The sequence below is a fragment of the Marinomonas sp. PE14-40 genome, assembly GCF_051623805.1.
Classification (GTDB): Bacteria; Pseudomonadota; Gammaproteobacteria; order Pseudomonadales; family Marinomonadaceae; genus Marinomonas.
Genome location: NZ_CP130700.1, coordinates 3,314,926 through 3,332,726 on the forward strand (window position 1 = coordinate 3,314,926; position 17,801 = coordinate 3,332,726).

The following is a 17,801-nucleotide window of genomic DNA, read 5'->3' on the forward strand; positions in this document are numbered from 1 at the left end:
TTAACCCTTAGTCGCGCCGAGTGTCAGGCCTGCGATAAAGTGTTTTTGCATGGCGAAGAAAAGAATAACAGGCGGTAACGCCGCAACAATTGACCCTGCTGAAATCAGCTGCCAAGAGGCTAACCATTGTCCCATCAAGGCACTAATGCCGGCAGTCACGGGTCGTACTTCATCACTTTGAACTAGCACTAATGCCCAGAAGTAATCATTCCAAATAAAGGTAAAGATCAGAACTGACAAGGCTGCGATAGCAGGTCGCACTAGCGGTAAAACCACATGCCAAAAAATCTTCCATTCGCTTACCCCTTCCACACGCGCTGCTTCTATCAGTTCATCGGGTAAACCGACAATGAAGTTACGCATAAAGAGAGTACAAAAACCCGCTTGGAAAGCCACATGGAATAAAATCAAACCTGTTGCCGTATCGTATAGACCCATAGAGATAGTCAGATCACGAACTGGAATCATCAGAATTTGGAAGGGTACAAAGTTACCGCCAATAAAGGTCGCGAACAAAAGGACATTACCGCGAAACTTAAACTTAGCTAAGGCATAACCTGCCAATGTGGAGATAGCGACTGCACCGATAACGGCAGGCACAGTAATCATGATGGAATTAAAAAGGTAGCGGGCCATTGGCGTCGACGTGAAAACTTGAGTGTAGTTCTCAAGAATCATCCACTGCTCGGGAATGCCCCAGTAGTTACCCATATTGATATCAGCAACAGAGCGTGCCGATGTCATCATTACCGCAATTAAAGGTAACAACCACATAATAAGGGCAACCCAGATCGCCACGCGATAACTGATATTGACCGACTTTGATAATTTTTCTATTGGAGTTGGAAACATTAGGCTTTCTCACTCTTCAGCATGCGCCATAGGAAGTAGGCAATATAAACATCCATAATTAGGAACAAGACAGTTGCAATGGCAGCACCGTAACCTACGCGATAATTGAAAATAGATTGCTCATACATAAAGTAGGCAAGTACATTCGAGGTACCAAATGGCCCACCCGCTGTCATGGTGGCAACTAGGTCAAAACTTCGTAACGCCCCGATCACAGTCACCACAATGGCGATAAAAGTAGCCGGCTTTAATTGAGGCAAAATCACATGCCAAAGCATTTTCCAACCGTGCGCACCGTCAAGACGAGCGGCTTCTAACTGATCAGGACTTAGGTTGTTTAACCCTGTGAGATAAAGAATCATGCAATAAGCGATTTGTGGCCAAAGACCCGCTGCGATAATGCCGAAGGTCACCCAGTTTTCATCAGATAACACAGCAATAGGTTCAAAACCTAAGCTGGTCAAAGCGATATTAAACAAACCGTAACTTGGGTCGTAGAACCAGGCAAAAACAAGGCCGACTACAACTTGAGAAATAACAAAAGGGAAGAAAAAGAGGGATTTAACTAATCGAATGCCTAATACTTTTTGGTTTAAAAATAAGGCAACGGCAAGTCCTAAAGGCGGTGCCAACATGTAAAACACCATCCAATAAATGTTGTTTTTCAAGGCTAACCAGAATTGCTCATCTTCAAACAATTCAAAATAGTTATCTAAACCAACAAAGGTTTTATCACCCAAACCGTCCCATTCATAAAAGCTTAATAATACGCTTTGACTAATGGGCAAAATCACATAAACCACAAACATTATGAGTGCAGGTGCTAAAAATAGCACAGGCATCCATTGCTGCTGTCTGCTGTGGAGCTTCTGCATGAAGAAATCACCTCTTATTTTTATCATTATTTGATGCCGTTAAAAGACGCCTGACATCACTTCAAGTCAAATAATGGAACATAGTTTCAATTTTTGCAAGTTTTAAAATTCGCCCTAGTATCTTGACATTCTCCAGTTTCGTGCAAATAATGGAATGGAGTTTCATTTTTTAAGTTTTACTTAAATATGTCACTTTTATTAATTAGGTTTGCTAGTCATATTCAACACAAGAGTAGATACTAAGCACCACTTTCATAAACCGAATTTTAAGGAGAAAAGAATGGCTGATACCGACGCTAAATCTGGCGGCTCTTCGCTTAGCAAGGCCCTTATGGTTTTAAAAGAAGTGTGTTGTGCCCAAGATCCAATGCGCTTTGCAGACCTAGTTGAACGCTCAGAATTACCCAAGGCAACTGCCCATCGCATACTCAATACCTTAGTCGATGAAGGCCTAGTTCGCCTTGAAGATCACTCCCAACTTTACCATCCAGGTTATGGCTTACTTGAACTTGCCCATAAGGCTTGGTCTAGCATGGATATACGTGATCTAGCGGCTGATCAGATGAAGACGCTTTGGCAAGAAACAGGTGAAACTATCCACCTTGCCGTACTTGATAGAGGCGAAGTAATTTATATCGATAAGATGGAAAGCCAAAAAAGCCTACGTTTATTCTCGGCGGTTGGTAAGAAAGGTCCTGCTTATTGTACTGGTGTAGGCAAGGCCATGATTGCCTATCTTCCTGAAGAAGAACTGGCTGATGCGATCAGCAAACAAAGCTTTATTAAGCACACTGAAACCACGCTCGATACCGAAAAGAAACTCAGAAATGAATTAGAAAAGATTCGCCAAACTGGCGTGTCTCTTGATATGCAAGAACACGAAGAAGGCATTCAATGTGCGGCTTCTGTGATTTTTAATTATCGCAACGAACCGATTGCAGCGCTAAGTATCACGGCACCTGTTTTTAGGGTGGATGATGAGCGTTTTGAACTATTTCAAAAACGCATAAAAGAAGCCTGCCAAGAAGTATCCAAACGTATGGGGGCCATGGCCTCCGCGTGATGTTGAGCTAAAGGCATCACGCTTTAATCATGCAAAACTATTAGGGTTTAACAGATAATGGCAACCATAAAATTAAAAAATGTCATCAAGCGTTTTAATGAAGTTGAAACCATACACGGGGTAGATCTGGACTTACAAGACGGCGAATTTGTTGTTTTTGTTGGACCGTCTGGTTGTGGTAAATCAACTCTTTTAAGGCTTATTGCAGGACTTGAAGATATTACTGACGGTGATCTACTCATCGATGATGTCAATATGAACCAAGTCGCTCCCGCAGATCGCGGTGTTGCCATGGTTTTCCAATCTTATGCTCTTTACCCTCATATGACTGTTGAAGAAAATATGAGTTTTGGCCTTCGTATGAATGGCGCTGACCCTGCCTTAATCAAAGAAAGGGTGAGTCATGCGGCGAACATCTTGCAGCTCACATCCATGCTCAATCGCAAACCAAAACAACTTTCTGGCGGACAACGTCAACGGGTGGCTATTGGTCGTGCCATTGTGCGCGAACCAAAAGTCTTTTTGTTTGATGAACCGCTTTCTAACCTTGATGCTGAATTACGTGTCGACATGCGCATTCAAATCGCTAAGTTACACCAACAACTTAGCGCTACCATGGTTTATGTTACCCATGATCAGGTTGAAGCCATGACATTGGCTGACAAAATCGTTGTACTAAAAGACGGTAATGTTGAGCAAGTTGGTTCGCCTATGACTCTTTACCATAACCCAGTAAATGAGTTTGTCGCAGGCTTCATTGGCTCACCAAAAATGAATTTCTTAGATGCTAAAGTCAGTGCGGTCAATGCACAAGATCTCACAATCAACATTGGCGACCAAAGCATTACCTTACCTGCTATTGCGAATACTTGTCGCGTAGGTGACAAGGTTAAAGTCGGTATTCGCCCTGAGCATCTTATCGCCCATGATGAAAAAGCGTGCTTTAAAATCCAAGTCTCTGTAGATGTAGCCGAACACCTAGGTGGTGTCAGTTTCTTATATGCTAGCTACCAAGATAAGAGTTTAACCCTTGAAGTATCAGGTAATGACTTAAGCCGACACGGTGATCTCATTGATGTTGGTGCACAACTTTCTCATTGCTACTTATTCAATGAAAAGGGCCAATCCATTCTCGACAGGCCAGTGCCTAGTCGCAGCTAACTAAGAAGGCGTAATCCACTGGATTGCGCCTTTTTTTATCCCTTATAACTCATATACGTTAATCAACGTTTTTGCGTCTAATTGTCGATAGGTAGGTCCTAAGATGAGAGTTACTGTTGTCCAAAAAACCATTATTGGCTTTGTTATCTTATTATTGCTCATGCTTTCCCAAGCGGTTGTGAGCTTTATGAATCAGGCAAGTTTATTATCCCAGCAAGCATTTCAGCTCGATTCCTTGATGCCTATTAGTAATAATATAAACCAGTTATCAAAACAGCTTTTACAAGCCAACAAACTCACTATGCAGCATTTGTCCACCACAGAAGCAGCACAAAGAGAAAGTATTCAGACTGATTTCGAAGAGATTAAAAACCAATTTAACCAAACTCAAACACGACTCGAACAACAGCTAATTGATTACCCCGAATTAGAAAAGCAGCTAGCTTTGGCTCTCCCTGCCAGCGAGCAAACCTTTGGCTTGGGTTTAATGCTACAGGATGACAACAACCTTAAAAGTAGCCAAGGAATCGCCTTAATTAGTGCCTTAGAAAACTTCAAAGAAGAATGGGAGTTTTATCATTCAGATGTGGAAGAGCTGACACTAGATTTAAGCCCTGATGAAGCGCTATCAGATCGCTATAGCTTTCAATTTATGGATCAAATCAACAAGGAGTTTGTTGGCGACATTAACATCACTTTGGCCATTACCGACAAATTCGAATACGAGCGTATTCTAGCCCTACAAACAGATAGACATGCCGCCATGTTAAACACCCTAAAAGAGTTAGGTGGCTATCGCGATATCATTCTCGACCGAATGCAGTTTTATATCGACTTCATGGACTTCACCCTTAATGACAGTGAGGGGGTATACGCCAAACTTACCCCTGTCGTAGCCCAACAAAACCGCAGCGTGAACTTACAGAAATCCTTAGCCGAAGAAGTAAATTTAGCCGACTCTCACTTTTCAGAGTTAAGCCAAGCTATTTCAGCATTATCTCAACAAACCTACGAATCAACGGTCAGCAGCAATCAAAGCTATAGCCAAATCCAAACCATTTTTCTGGTTATCTCGTTTAGCGCCGCTCTTTTTATTGGCTTTTCAACCGTCAACAGTATTAGACGCCCTCTCTCTTTGATCATGAAGAATTTAGCAAAAATGACTCAAGGGGACTTAAGCAAGAATATCCACCTAAATAAGACTGATGAATTTGGCCAAATCGCCACTCAAATCAACACACTAAGAATCAAGCTTATTGATATTATTCAACAACTTGCGAGTGTCTCAGAGGAGGTTGCTGGGGTTAGCCAAGAAACCAGCTCTAACAACCAGAAAACCGATAAACAGATTAGCTATCAGCACCAAGAAACCAATGACATGAAAAGCTCCATCGAAGAGCTTCATAATTGTGCTAGCCAAGTTGCTAATCACGCTCAAACTTCCAATCAAGAAGTGCAACATCTGCATAAACTGGCTCAAGCTAATAGCCAGAGCATTAATAATAACAAGGCTTCTGCAGATAGAATGGGCATTGAAATGCAGCAAGCAAATCAATCCATTGCATCCTTAGTCAAAGAAATTGCGGGGATAGGTGATATTGTCAGCAGCATCCAAGACATCACCTCACAAACGAATTTGCTGGCACTGAATGCCTCTATCGAAGCCGCCCGTGCGGGTGAGCATGGTCGTGGGTTTTCCGTTGTCGCAGATGAAGTAAGAACCTTAGCCAGTAGCACTCAAACTGCCACTCATGATATTGAAAGTATTGTCGAGCAACTAAAACAAAGCGCCGATCAAGTACTCAAGGCTATGGCCACCAGCCAATCAGAAACCGAATCCATGGCCAATATCGCCGATCAAATTAACGCGTCTTATAGTGAACTCAGTGAAGCCATCAATGCCGTCAATGCATCCAACCAATCCATCAGCGAAGCAGTCCAAGTGCAAAACACCCAAGTGGACTCTATTAATGAAAATATCCATCGTATTGTGACTGTAGCAGATGATATTGCTCAGTCTTCTAAAGCCAATAACCAACATAGCCAAGACTTAGAAAGCTTGGCAAGCAAACAGAAGTCCCTAGTGAGTGCTTTCAAGCTCTAAAAGAGAGCAAAGACCACTAAAAATCACTAACAAAATATTTATTGTCAAAATTTCATTTATTTTTTTGACAATTAATATTTTGCCAACTAATTTTATCTCATCTGTATTCCTTTTCAGGTTGGGCGCTTTAGCCTCACTTGAAAGCTGTATTGGGTACTAAAATCCAGATCAGGGATGAGGCATGTCATTATTAACTAAGCCCACAAAGAACAAGAACGAAGAGCAAGAAGAAAACGCCAAGGTCAGTATTTATTCTTCTTTATTTTCAATTATTTACCATAAGGGAAAAAGCTTTTTAACACAGCTAGGATCAAATAAAAATGGGCAGTTAAAAGCACAAGAGCACTTACTCATAAGAGGGGAAAAGGGCTCAGGAAAAAGCCAGTTAATTAAACAGCTTGCTCAGCACTTAAAAGAAAATAAAGAGCAGACGACAAACAAAGAGCCCCATAAGAAGACTTCGCTCATAGTGAGGCTGAACGAATATGAATACGGTATTCGTTCTATCAAGGATCTGTGCTCACGCATTTTAAGCAAACTTAGAAGCAATCATTCTAAAGAGTTAACAAACCTCTTCCACCCTAGCGAAAACATTAGTTGGCCCAGCCTAATTGAAGAGATTAATAGCACCAACAGCAGATTAATCCTCTTGATAGACAACCTAGATATTCTTTTAAAACAACTAGATAAATCTGACAATTTATTTTTTGTCAAAAATATCCTCACCATAGAGCAACCTTATTATCGCTTGATCGCCAGTTGCCAGCAGAACAGCCAATTAGCTAAACCTTTTGTCAGCTTGGATATCCCCCAATTAGACAAGACATTGGCCTATAAACTACTCATTAGCTTGCTTCATAAAGACATGCTGCATAAAGCACCAAGCCAAGCTAACAAGGCCCTAAAGAATCAATCGAGCAAGAAGCAGTCAAGCGAGGGACAATCAAGCGAGGGACAATCTAGTAAGGGACAGCTCAGCGTAGAGCAAAAATATCAAGTTGAGCAGAACTGCCTCAATTTTGCAGCTCATAAGTTAGAGGCAGTAAGGCGCTTCAGCCATGCCAATGCTCAAACTTTGGCATATTTTTCCCAAGCCATGTTAGATACCGCCCTTCAAACCAGCTATCACTATTTGCGCTATGTATTACACCATTATCAGGCTCAATATGACTTTAAAATGCAGCACCTCTCATCTCAACAACAGCTAATAGTGCATACTCTCGCCAGCCATTGGCAGGCAATCAAGGTAGCCCAGCTTACTCAAGAGTGTGATCTTGCCAGTAAAACGATTTCGGCCCAATTAACCCAGCTAGAAAAACAAACCTGGGTAGAGAAAATCCCCAGCCAAAATAAAAACCTCTTTTATCGAATCACAGATAAGCGCTTTCATATCAGTTACTTAATGCGCTTTTCCTCTCCAAAAACACAAACGTTAATTACCCACAGTCTTAATACGCTAAGTTATTTCAGCCTGTCGATTCCCTATATGGACGAATACAAGGTTCAGCAAAATAACACAGTGGTTCGCTCTCGCTTGCAATCACTGGCTTATCAAGAAGCCCTTAAAACAAATGAAGATGTGAGCCAAACAGAGCTAGAAGCATTATTTCATCATGCATTTTTACAACAAGGCGAAGGTGAAATAGACGGCCAAGCCTACTGCGACAGTGCTAGCCAATACTTTAAGGCGTACTTACCGGGCGAGCGCTTAAGTTTTTTATTAACCGCTGCAAGCAAGGGTTATGAACAAGCTTACCTAGGTTTATTGAGCCTATTTGATTTAGCTAATACAGAACTTGAGGCCAACCTTGCTTATCGTATCAAGTTAGCCATTTGCCAACTGGCTCAATCTAAGGGTTTTCACGTTGAAGATAAGCTGGTCTCCCTATATCTCAGTCATGCACAAGAAACAAAGCAGGCTTACCGGCTATCCATGCAAGTCGTCATTGTGCAGGCGCAAGAGACTTCTCCTTTGCTCTTAATTCAAGCAAGCTTTGCCACCCTATTAGAAGGCTGTCGTAAGCAATCTCATTCTTTATTAATGAGTTACCTCAAATTCAAGACCCTAAAAAATGGGCAAGAAAGGATAAATATAGAAGCTGAATGGACGTTAGAAGAGGCTTGGTTAATGGAGTTATTACTCCTTTTAATAGCCAAAAAGGAGTGGGATTTTTTTGATCAGCTTATGTCTGAAAATAGTGATAAAAACACCTACCTAAGAAGCTACTTTTTACCTATTTACCATGCATTTCTTGCCCTTAAACCAGAGTTATCAGATCACCAGAAAGATGAGCAACTGGCTCGGCCAATCGAGTTATCCGATGCCTTACCCCTAATAATTAATGCTGTTAAAGAGACAAGGAAAGTCTACCTAAAACAGTAAAACACCTTTTAAATCAATTAGTAAAAAACACTATAAGAAGAATAAAGAAAGGGGGAAATAAAGCTGCCATCAAAGAGCAGCTATTTCTAGGGAAGGTGAACAAACCAAAGAAGCTTGTCACCTTCCCTAGGTATTTTTTTAACTAGCGATCTCACTCACTGCCTGTTCTAAGCTTTTCACCGAACCACAGCGTCCTGTTACAAAATCCAATGTGCCTTGATGCTCTTCCAAGCTAAAGTCTGCAATCGCATCACCAATAACAAAAGACTTAATATCCATCATAAAAGCATCCAGCGCTGTTGCTTGCACACCTATGTGTCCGTAAATTCCGCACACAATTAGCTGATCTCGACCTTCTTCTTTAAGAAAATCTAGCAAAGGTGACTTTTTAAACGCACTGTAACGCCATTTAGTATATTGAATATCGTCATTTTCTGGTGCTAATGCCTCAATGACTTGAGTATCTTGCTTTAAGCCTGGCCCCCAAAAGTCTGTAAGTAATGCTCGTTCTTCTAAATCTTGGTTTGCTGGCTGCGCCGTATAAATGACAGGAATACCAGCGGCTTTAGCGACTTTCTTCAGTTCCGCAATATTTTCAACAAGGGCTGGCACAGGGCTGGCTTGTGTATCAAAGAAATTCACAAAGTAATCTTGCATATCATGAACAAGCAGCACGGCCTTTTCTGGGTCAATTGTCCATTTAACCTTATTCGCAGGAAAGGTTTCTGTTGCAGGCAGTTCATACTGAGCAATTCTTGGGATAGCCATTGTCTTTCATCATCCTTATTAAGTTTAGCTTTTATTGATAATAATTATCATTCTCGCAATATTAAATCAGTCTGACATCCAAAAGCAATGATTAGGAAACAATGCAGCTAGAGAAAAGCGCCAAAAAAAGAAAAAGGAAAAGAAAGAAACAACGGGAAAGCCAAAATTACTCTCAGGCCTTCTGAACACAGATCCATGTTAACCAACTAGCAACTGGCTTTTTTAAGTCATTCCTTTGATCTGGATTTGAACTGAGATTTGCTTCAAGCATGTCATCCATAGATAAGTAAGAGACATTTAGAATACTTCCTGTTTGCCAATAGCTAGATAGATCTTGAGTTAAGCGAAAACATAAACTCTGCTTAGCCAGGTCTAGCCCAATTAACTCGCAGGCTTCAAAGCCAAAGTACTCGCCAACACTGGGATACAAGGCTTTAAAAATCGACTCTTTTGCTGAAAAAATCAAGGTGACAAAACTTTTATTGTCAAAGCCATCAGACCTTTTATTTAATCGTTTTTCTTTCTCTGACATGATTTGACCCGATACATCACAAGCTAAAACCTCAGTCATCTCTTCTTCAATATCGATTCCGATACCTAGGTAAATGCCTTTATCTTGAGCCAACACAGCCATGGCAAAGCGACTAGAGTGACTAATGGCACCTAGCACACCTTGAGGCCACAAAGGCTCTCGGTTTTTACCTGTAGCTACCTCTTTATTCACTATCTCAATGGCAAGCTTGTGCTCCAACTGCTTCAAACCTTCATTGGCACAGAAACGACCCGCTAAATACTCGCACTGGCGCTTAAGCACTGCACCATCTGCCACATTAAGCGCAATTCCTTGTTTTAATAACCCATCCCTAAACTCTTCAGAAACCTCAAGCGCAATTAAGTGAGAAAACACATCTTGCGGTAAGACCTGCTTTAAAAACACATTAAGTTGAGAAGAGAGAGGTGAGGAGTCGAGCAAAGCAAAGTCCTTGTGATCATGAAGCATGGCAAAAACAGTAATAGAAATTGAGAATGATTCTTATGAAATGAATACTAACCTTTGCAAGATTTTATGCCAATAAAGAAGGCTTAAGTCAAAATAGCTAAAACCTAACACTCAATTAGTTTTAATTAATTTCACCTAATAACTCTAATTCCCTAATATGACTACATCGCTTAAGCACTGGCCAAACGCACTGCTAAGCACTCAGATTAAACACTCGGTTTTACAAGATTAAGAGGAATTGATTATGTCTCGTTACACTATTTTTGGTCATGATAACTGTGGTTTTTGCCGTCGCGCTAAGCAGCTTTTAGACGAGCAAGGTTTGCCGTACCGCTATGTGAATATTCATGATGAAGGCATTACCCAAGATGCGCTGTCTGCCTTGGTCGGTAAAGAAGTACGCACTGTGCCTCAGATCTTTAAAGGCAAAGACTATGTGGGTGGTTTTGATGATTTGAATGCGAGCTTAGATACTCAAGCTGCATAATTTCGCATAGGCTCATACAGATCGACGAGCAAAAGTGACACAGAAAACATAAAGCCCCTCGTTTCCCTTTCGATGGGCTTTTTCGTTTTCTAATACAGGTGGTCTAGTAGGAATTAGTCTATAAATTTTTATTTATTCAACAACTTGGCAGCAAGTTCTGCAAAACCATGTCCACCTGGGTTATGGGTGATCCAACTAGGCTGATGTGTCATATTAGCTAGATGCTTACCTATATTCGCCACGCCAACACTGATAGGGAATTGTGCAAACATACTTTCATCATTTGGCGCATCGCCCACATAAATGACTTGCTCTAGCATCTCTACATGGCTCAATCCATAGTGCTGTTTTAGCACTCTTTCGGCCATGGCAAATTTATCATATTCACCATGCCAGATATTAATATGAATCGAACTCGCTTTAGCCTGTATACCTTGGCCATGAAGCTTTGCAAGCAAGGCATCTCTAAGCTCTGGTAAAGGTGGATTCTGATCTTGTGCATAATCTACCGCCACATCGGTTAAGCGATAAGCTTGGTCTTGCGCCAGTTTTAAAGGCGCGAATTCAGGTAATAAGGCCTCTACCTCAGACAGTAGCTCTAGTTTTTTCGCCTGCATTTCTTCGGCAGTATGCCAGTAGTGATATTCTAATTTTCCTGAAATCTGTTTCTGTAAAAAACAAGCTCCACCTTCTGTTATCACCCCTGAAACAGGCCAAATGCGCGCCATTAGGTCAGACCAGCCAGCACAGCCACCGGTAACAGGAATCAAGACATAACCTGCTTCGATTAGATTACTCATCGCTTGGTAGGTTGCTGTGGGTAAGTCGGACTCCCAGGTAAGGGTGTCGTCTACATCCGTCAATATATATTTGATCGGAGCCAGCTGAGTGTCACTTAATTGCTCAAGGTTTACTATCTTTTTATCAGGCATGAGTTATCTAATCTATCAGGTTTAAATCTACATTATGACGAGCTAACAGAGCGGCTTGTTCAGCACTCACTGCGTCGGTAAAGAATTGATTGATATGGCTAAAAGGCTGAACTCTCGCCATAGCCTTACGCCCCCATTTGTGTTGGTCGCAGACCAGCACATTATGTCGACTTTGCTCTATGATGACACGACTAATAGCCGCTTCTTCTGGGTCGAAATCAAGCACACCCATTTCTTCGTCAAGGCCGCCACAACCTATGATGCCGAAATCGAAATAGAACTCACGTAGAAACTCAATTGTTTCTACCCCCACTAGGTCTCGGTGAGAGTGACGCATCTTGCCACCAGCCACTCTGACCTGAATATTTGGAAAAGCGCACAAGATACCTGCAACCGTCAGGTTATTGGTAAAAACCTGCAAGTCTTTATGATTCGCCAAAGCCTTAGCCACATACTCCACAGTGGTTCCCACCCCAAGTACCAAGGAGGCCCCATCAGGAATTTGAGCAACTAAGGCGTTGGCAATTTTCTGTTTTGCATTGCCATTTAAATATTGGCGGTTATCAAAAGGCAGGTTCTCAGCGGTCGACATCAAGGTAATGCCCCCATGCTGACGGCGAATTAGGTGTAATTCGGCCAGATGGTTCACATCCTTACGTATAGTCTGAGAAGAAACGTCAAAACGTTCCACTAGGGTCTCAATCGACAAATAATCAACCTGTTGTACCCAGTTAAGAATTTGGTTTTGACGCTCACTTAAACTCATTAGATTTTTCCGCTTTGTGGCTATCAGCCCGCTGGTTATTTAATGCCGGTATTAAAAAAGATGCTTGGATCATCGGTAATGACAGCATCCATACCCCATGACCAGTGATCAACCACTAGTTCTGGGTCATTAGCTGTGTAGCAGAAGAGTAGGTAACCCGCTTCTTTAATCGCTAATGCAGTGTCTTTTTTAAGTAAAGAATGGTCACAGTTAAGACTAAAGGCTTGGATATTAGCCAATGTCTCAGACCAGTTCGCCGGAATGTCTTCATACAGCTGCCCTAGTCGTAAATCCGCATCTAAGCTGCGTACTCGCACTAATACCGCTTCGTTAAAGCTTGAAATACAAAGCTTAGACTTATCTTTCCAGTGTTCAGCCAAAGTAACCATAACAGCAGGCACTATGCTATCTACATCTTCTTGTTCGTATTTGATTTCAAGGTTCAAAGACAAACCCAACTCTTGGATATGCTCTAGAGCTTCAACCAAGGTAGGGATTCTTTCGTTAGCAAAGGCTTCATCAAACCAAAGGCCTGTATCTAACGTTTTTAGTTCAGCTAACGTTTTTTCTTTCACTAAACCAGTACCGTTTGAGCAACGGTCCAAGGTGTCATCATGATAAATAACAAGGCCGTCAGCCGCTAAAGTGACATCAATCTCAACCCATTGGGTGCCAGCTTTCGCTGCTGCACTGATTGCTGCTAAGGTGTTTTCTGGCGCAATCTTAGCTGCCCCTCTGTGTCCCATCACTTTTGTTTCAAATGTCATTATTCTTTTCCTAAATAAAAACTAGACCTGTAATACAGGCCTAACCACTCCTAATTACGGGAGTCTTTGTTGGGTATTAGCATCAAACAAGTGCCATTTATCCTGTGGTGCTTGTAAGCCTATTTCACTATTAATTTCTGGTTGATGTGGGCCAGATAAACGTAAAACTAGATCCTGGTTCACCCCATCAATGGCGCCATATATTAGGGTTTCTGCCCCTAAAGATTCAACTGCTTTTACACGCATTTTGAAATCTGCACCGCCTTCACAAACCACCAGATGCTCTGGTCGTATTCCCCAAGTGACTTGTCCGTTAAATTCATGGTGTGTTTTTAAAATAACTTCCGCATTTTCACCTAAAACTAAACTGTTTGAGTCTAAGGTAGCCGAAAATAAATTCATGGCAGGCGATCCTATAAAAGCCGCCACAAAAGGGGTCGCTGGGCGCTCATATAATTCAAGCGGTGAACCGATTTGCTCAGCATGCCCCTGATTCAGTACCACCAGCCTATCAGCCAAGGTCATAGCTTCCACTTGATCATGAGTCACATACAAGGTGGTTGTGCCTAACCGACACTGTAATTGGCGAATTTCTACTCGCATTTGCACCCTAAGTTTGGCATCTAAGTTTGATAGAGGTTCATCAAACAAGAAAACCTGAGGATCACGAACCATGGCACGCCCCATGGCAACCCTTTGTCTTTGACCACCAGATAGCTGCTTAGGTTTACGTTCTAGCAAGTGAGTTAAATCCAGCATATTAGCCACTTCATTCACTTTTTGTTCTATGGTCTCTTTGTCTACACCACGATTTTTAAGGCCATAACCCATGTTGCCAGCCACTGTCATATGGGGATAAAGCGCATAGCTTTGAAACACCATAGCAATATCACGATCAGCCGGCTCTCTATCATTCATACGAGTGCCATTGATACTTAGCTCACCATTGGTAATGGTTTCAAGTCCTGCAACCATACGCAATAGCGTCGATTTACCACAACCAGAAGGTCCGACTAAAACAATAAATTCACCATCTTTGATATCCAGATCGACCGCTGGAATCGCATGAAAACCGTTTGGGTACTTTTTGCCCACTTTATTTAAAACAACTGCAGCCATGGCGCTTACTTCTCCGAATCAACTAAACCTTTAACAAACATTTTTTGCATGCCGATAACGACAGCAACCGGGGGTAACATGGCTAAAATTGTGGTGGCCATAATGCTATTCCATTCGATTGCGCCATCTGCAACCGACACCATACGCTTAATACTCATCACCAAGGTGTAATAAGCATCGTCTGTGGTGATCAACAAGGGCCAAAGGTATTGGTTCCATCCATAGATAAACAAGATGACAAACAAGGCCGCTATATTAGTGCGAGTCAGCGGCAATAGAATGTCAAAAAAGAAACGTATCGGGCCAGCACCATCCATACGAGCGGCTTCCACCAATTCTCCAGGCATGGCCATAAAGGCCTGTCTGAATAAGAAGGTTGCCGTAGCACTGGCAATCAATGGCAGCGCTAAACCCGTGTATGAGTTAAGCAGGTTAAGCTTTGCAACCACTTCATAGGTAGGAAGAATGCGTACTTCCACAGGCAACATTAGGGTCATAAAAATGAGCCAGAAGCACAAAGACCTAAAGGGAAAGCGAAAGAAAACAATGGCATAGGCAGATATCAAAGAGATAACAATTTTACCAAATGCGATCCCTAGTGCCATGACGAGGGAGTTAAACATCATTTTCCAAACCGGTACATCAACCCCATTGCCTGCCGCGCTAAAGAGCACGGTTTGCCAAGTTTCAGTGGCATAGTTACCAAACCAAAGCGGCACACTACCCTGACCAAACGCGTCAGCAGGATGAGTCGAGGCGACAACAGCAACCCAAATTGGCAACGCCACGGCAATAATGCCTAAAATTAAAACACTATGACTGATAAAAGTTAACCAAGGACGATTCTCTATCATACCGATCTCCTTAGATGGATTTTCATCAATTCTGTTATCAATTTAAACTGTCTCATTAATACTGTACCTTGCGTTCAATAAAGCGGAATTGAACCACTGTCATCAAGCCAACTATCATCATCAAAATAACTGACTGAGCAGCAGAGCCACCTAAATCAAGGCCGACAAAACCGTCTTCATAAACCTTATAAACCAATATCTTAGTGCTCTGCCCTGGACCACCCGCTGTGGTGGCATCTATGACACCAAAGGTTTCAAAGAAGGCGTACACAATATTCATCACCAACAAGAAGAAAGCCGTGGGTGATAACAATGGAAATACGATATCCCAGAAACGCCTTACAGGGCCTGCGCCATCTATCGCCGCCGCTTCAATCAAAGAACGCGGGATAGCCTGTAAACCCGCTAAGAAAAACAAGAAGTTATAACTAATTTGCTTCCAAGTAGCGGCGACCACAACCAAGATCATGGCGTCACCACCATTTATAAAGTGGTTCCATTCGATGCCCATATATTCAAGCCACAGAGCAATCGGCCCTTGGGCTGGGTCAAACAATATCCACCACAGCACACCCGCCAATGCAGGTGCCACGGCATATGGCCAAATCAGCAAAGTTTGATACACCATTTGTCCACGAATAATACGATCAGCCATGGTGGCCAACACTAACGCGATAGATAAACCACTTATGGCAACGGCAAAACTAAAGAAGAGTGTCACGCCAATAGAGTTGTAGTAATAAGGGTCTTGCAGTAGCTCAATAAAGTTCTCAAGAGCAACAAATTCACGACTAAGACCAAACGCATCTTCTTGATAGAAAGCCTGCTCTACGGCTTGTCCTGCTGGCCATAAAAAGAAGATCAAAGTCACCAAGAGTTGCGGCGCGATCAAAAGCCAAGGCAAGGTTTTATGGGGGAAAGTAACATTCATGGTGTTTCCAGAAATCGGGTTTAGCGGTAGTTCTCACCCTATCCTTTCAAAGCGATAGGATGAAAACTGTTACGATGACAATCAAGGTTTCAAACGCTAGCACGCGTTCTAACCTTAACTAGTTATTCGCTTTTTCAAATTTGCTCAACATCATGTTGCCGCGCTTCACTGCATTATCCAGTGCAGATTGCGCATCAGCTTCACCATTCCAAACAGATTCTAGGGCTTCATCAATCACACCACGGATCTGGATAAAGTTACCGAGACGTAAGCCTTTGGTATTTTCAGTTGGTGTACCTGTAGTCATCTGTTGAACGGCTATTTCTGTTCCTAGGTTTTTAGCATAAAAGCCTTCACCTTTAGTCAAGTTATAAGCCGCTGTTGTGATAGGAAGGTAACCACTGAATTGGTGCCAATCTGCCTGTACATCAGCAGATGAAAGGTAGTTTAGGAAAGACGCAACACCGTTATATTCTTCTGATTTATGGCCTTTAAGTACCCATAAAGAGGCACCACCAATGATAGTATTAGAGGGTTGTTTAACTTCGCCCGACCAGTAAGGTAACTCAACGACGCCAAAATCGAACTTGGCATTTTTCTTAATGCCTGCGTAACCCGCTGAAGATTCGGTATACATGGCACAATCTTGGCTGTAGAACTTAGCTGAACCATCGTTACGACGACCTGAATAGCTAAAGATGCCATTTTGCTGCCATTCACCCATCTTGCTCACATGCTTCACATGCAAAGGGCTGTTAAAGGCTAAACGTGTGTCCATACCGCCAAAGCCATTTGCTTTGGTTGCAAAAGGTTGGTTATGACGTGAGCTCATGTTTTCTAGATGTACCCAAGACTGCCATGCAGTAGTGAAGCCACATTTCGCGCCAGAAGCCAGCAGTTTTTCACCCACGCTTTGCATTTCTTCCCAGGTTTTAGGTGGCGTTACGCCCGCTTTAGCAAACATAGCTTTGTTGTAATAAAGCACAGGAGTAGAACTGTTGAATGGCATAGACAACATGTTGCCATCATTGTCTGTGTAATAACCTGTCACAGCACTTAGGTATTTAGAGCCGTCAAAAGCTTGCCCTGAATCACGCATTAGTTTGTGTACAGGGTAAATAGCGCCTTCAGCTGCCATCATACTTGCTGTACCCACCTCGAAAACCTGCACAAGCTCAGGTTGTTGCTTAGCACGAAAAGCGGCAATAGCTGAGGTCATTGTCTCTGAATAGTTACCTTTATAAGTTGCTTTCACTTTGAAAGCATCTTGCGAGGCATTGTAGTCAGCAACGATTTCGTTAACTTTTTCTCCCAGTGCACCACCCATGGCGTGCCACCATTCAATTTCAGTCGCAGCAAAACCAGAACTAGCAATAGATGCACCTAACAGCAGGGCAGATAATTTACGTTTTTGCATAACAAGGCTCCTCGTATGAGCTTATTTTTGTAATTCGAGGCGAAATTTAACAATCAAATATGACACTTCTATTTAACCGATCGAGTTGTTAATCGATCAAAAAAGCAGCAAAAATTGATTCCGTTTTATGTTTTACCTAACTTTAGTTTCAAATGAAAGCTATAATTTACTTTCGAACGAACATTTTTTGATTGACTTATAATTATCATCATTAAAAAGCTCATATGAAATCAATTTTATTTTCGTTTCATTACAATAAATTTTCGATTGGATGCCTAATTTTTGTAAATTTAACAATTTTGTAACATTTAAGATTGATTTT

16 protein-coding genes are annotated in these 17,801 nt (G+C 42.0%); 5 read left to right on the plus strand and 11 right to left on the minus strand.

Annotated elements, in window-relative coordinates; translation table 11 throughout:
• Complete coding sequence (locus Q0A08_RS15350; protein WP_438462391.1) at positions 1-852, minus strand: carbohydrate ABC transporter permease; 852 nt, start codon at positions 850-852, stop codon at positions 1-3.
• A complete protein-coding gene (locus Q0A08_RS15355) occupies positions 852-1,727 on the minus strand; it encodes a carbohydrate ABC transporter permease (protein ID WP_438462392.1) in 876 nt (291 codons plus the stop codon). Before Q0A08_RS15355 ends, Q0A08_RS15350 begins: the two co-directional genes overlap by 1 nt.
• A gap of 280 nt (positions 1,728-2,007) precedes the next feature.
• Here Q0A08_RS15355 and Q0A08_RS15360 point away from each other — a divergent pair, with 280 nt between their 5' ends.
• The 4 genes from Q0A08_RS15360 (at position 2,008) to Q0A08_RS15375 (ending at position 8,438) form a co-directional block, all read left to right on the plus strand.
• On the plus strand, positions 2,008-2,790 hold the full coding sequence (locus Q0A08_RS15360) for an IclR family transcriptional regulator (RefSeq protein ID WP_438462393.1): 783 nt from the start codon (positions 2,008-2,010) through the stop codon (positions 2,788-2,790).
• 57 nt (positions 2,791-2,847) lie between these two features.
• Positions 2,848-3,951, plus strand: a complete 1,104-nt coding sequence (locus tag Q0A08_RS15365) for an ABC transporter ATP-binding protein (protein WP_438462394.1) — start codon at positions 2,848-2,850, stop codon at positions 3,949-3,951.
• Positions 3,952-4,054: 103 nt separating this feature from the next.
• Entirely contained in the window at positions 4,055-6,055 is a 2,001-nt protein-coding gene (locus Q0A08_RS15370) for a HAMP domain-containing methyl-accepting chemotaxis protein (protein WP_438462395.1), read from the plus strand.
• Between the two features lie 181 nt (positions 6,056-6,236).
• Entirely contained in the window at positions 6,237-8,438 is a 2,202-nt protein-coding gene (locus Q0A08_RS15375; protein WP_438462396.1) for an AAA family ATPase, read from the plus strand.
• 138 nt (positions 8,439-8,576) lie between these two features.
• Here Q0A08_RS15375 and Q0A08_RS15380 read toward each other — a convergent pair whose 3' ends face one another.
• A complete protein-coding gene (locus Q0A08_RS15380) occupies positions 8,577-9,206 on the minus strand; it encodes an isochorismatase family protein (protein WP_438462397.1) in 630 nt (209 codons plus the stop codon).
• A gap of 172 nt (positions 9,207-9,378) precedes the next feature.
• On the minus strand, positions 9,379-10,179 hold the full coding sequence (locus Q0A08_RS15385; RefSeq protein ID WP_438462398.1) for a 4'-phosphopantetheinyl transferase family protein: 801 nt from the start codon (positions 10,177-10,179) through the stop codon (positions 9,379-9,381).
• A 271-nt stretch (positions 10,180-10,450) separates the two neighbouring features.
• Between Q0A08_RS15385 and Q0A08_RS15390 the strand changes: the two genes are divergently transcribed.
• The gene (locus Q0A08_RS15390; RefSeq protein ID WP_046015533.1) at positions 10,451-10,693 is read left to right on the plus strand and encodes a glutaredoxin domain-containing protein; all 243 of its coding nucleotides are present in this window, start codon (positions 10,451-10,453) and stop codon (positions 10,691-10,693) included.
• A gap of 128 nt (positions 10,694-10,821) precedes the next feature.
• Here Q0A08_RS15390 and Q0A08_RS15395 read toward each other — a convergent pair whose 3' ends face one another.
• From Q0A08_RS15395 to ugpB, 7 genes are all read right to left on the minus strand, one after another.
• Positions 10,822-11,625: an HAD-IIB family hydrolase gene (locus Q0A08_RS15395; RefSeq protein ID WP_438462399.1), complete on the minus strand. Its 804-nt coding sequence runs from the start codon at positions 11,623-11,625 to the stop codon at positions 10,822-10,824.
• Between the two features lie 7 nt (positions 11,626-11,632).
• On the minus strand, positions 11,633-12,391 hold the full coding sequence (locus Q0A08_RS15400; protein WP_438462400.1) for a DeoR/GlpR family DNA-binding transcription regulator: 759 nt from the start codon (positions 12,389-12,391) through the stop codon (positions 11,633-11,635).
• Between the two features lie 35 nt (positions 12,392-12,426).
• Positions 12,427-13,158, minus strand: a complete 732-nt coding sequence (locus Q0A08_RS15405) for a glycerophosphoryl diester phosphodiesterase (protein WP_438462401.1) — start codon at positions 13,156-13,158, stop codon at positions 12,427-12,429.
• 54 nt (positions 13,159-13,212) lie between these two features.
• Positions 13,213-14,277, minus strand: coding sequence for a sn-glycerol-3-phosphate ABC transporter ATP-binding protein UgpC (gene ugpC / locus Q0A08_RS15410; protein WP_438462402.1), 1,065 nt, complete (start codon positions 14,275-14,277; stop codon positions 13,213-13,215).
• Positions 14,278-14,282: 5 nt separating this feature from the next.
• On the minus strand, positions 14,283-15,131 hold the full coding sequence (gene ugpE / locus Q0A08_RS15415) for a sn-glycerol-3-phosphate ABC transporter permease UgpE (protein WP_438462403.1): 849 nt from the start codon (positions 15,129-15,131) through the stop codon (positions 14,283-14,285).
• A gap of 55 nt (positions 15,132-15,186) precedes the next feature.
• Complete coding sequence (gene ugpA, locus Q0A08_RS15420) at positions 15,187-16,062, minus strand: sn-glycerol-3-phosphate ABC transporter permease UgpA (protein WP_438462404.1); 876 nt, start codon at positions 16,060-16,062, stop codon at positions 15,187-15,189.
• 118 nt (positions 16,063-16,180) lie between these two features.
• Positions 16,181-17,479 (minus strand): sn-glycerol-3-phosphate ABC transporter substrate-binding protein UgpB, encoded by a 1,299-nt coding sequence (gene ugpB / locus Q0A08_RS15425; RefSeq protein ID WP_438462405.1) that lies wholly within the window; start codon positions 17,477-17,479, stop codon positions 16,181-16,183.
• Positions 17,480-17,801: the final 322 nt, after the last annotated feature.

Excerpts from the sequence above, each read along its gene's own strand:
- Q0A08_RS15365 (WP_438462394.1), top strand. The coding sequence starts at position 2,848 with ATGGCAACCATAAAATTAAAAAATGTCATCAAGCGTTTTAATGAAGTT.
- ugpB (WP_438462405.1), bottom strand. The coding sequence starts at position 17,479 with ATGCAAAAACGTAAATTATCTGCCCTGCTGTTAGGTGCATCTATTGCT.
- Q0A08_RS15370 (WP_438462395.1), top strand. The coding sequence starts at position 4,055 with ATGAGAGTTACTGTTGTCCAAAAAACCATTATTGGCTTTGTTATCTTA.
- Q0A08_RS15375 (WP_438462396.1), top strand. The coding sequence starts at position 6,237 with ATGTCATTATTAACTAAGCCCACAAAGAACAAGAACGAAGAGCAAGAA.
- Q0A08_RS15400 (WP_438462400.1), bottom strand. The coding sequence starts at position 12,391 with ATGAGTTTAAGTGAGCGTCAAAACCAAATTCTTAACTGGGTACAACAG.
- ugpA (WP_438462404.1), bottom strand. The coding sequence starts at position 16,062 with ATGAATGTTACTTTCCCCCATAAAACCTTGCCTTGGCTTTTGATCGCG.
- ugpC (WP_438462402.1), bottom strand. The coding sequence starts at position 14,277 with ATGGCTGCAGTTGTTTTAAATAAAGTGGGCAAAAAGTACCCAAACGGT.
- Q0A08_RS15355 (WP_438462392.1), bottom strand. The coding sequence starts at position 1,727 with ATGCAGAAGCTCCACAGCAGACAGCAGCAATGGATGCCTGTGCTATTT.
- Q0A08_RS15380 (WP_438462397.1), bottom strand. The coding sequence starts at position 9,206 with ATGGCTATCCCAAGAATTGCTCAGTATGAACTGCCTGCAACAGAAACC.
- Q0A08_RS15405 (WP_438462401.1), bottom strand. The coding sequence starts at position 13,158 with ATGACATTTGAAACAAAAGTGATGGGACACAGAGGGGCAGCTAAGATT.
- ugpE (WP_438462403.1), bottom strand. The coding sequence starts at position 15,131 with ATGATAGAGAATCGTCCTTGGTTAACTTTTATCAGTCATAGTGTTTTA.
- Q0A08_RS15360 (WP_438462393.1), top strand. The coding sequence starts at position 2,008 with ATGGCTGATACCGACGCTAAATCTGGCGGCTCTTCGCTTAGCAAGGCC.
- Q0A08_RS15395 (WP_438462399.1), bottom strand. The coding sequence starts at position 11,625 with ATGCCTGATAAAAAGATAGTAAACCTTGAGCAATTAAGTGACACTCAG.
- Q0A08_RS15350 (WP_438462391.1), bottom strand. The coding sequence starts at position 852 with ATGTTTCCAACTCCAATAGAAAAATTATCAAAGTCGGTCAATATCAGT.
- Q0A08_RS15390 (WP_046015533.1), top strand. The coding sequence starts at position 10,451 with ATGTCTCGTTACACTATTTTTGGTCATGATAACTGTGGTTTTTGCCGT.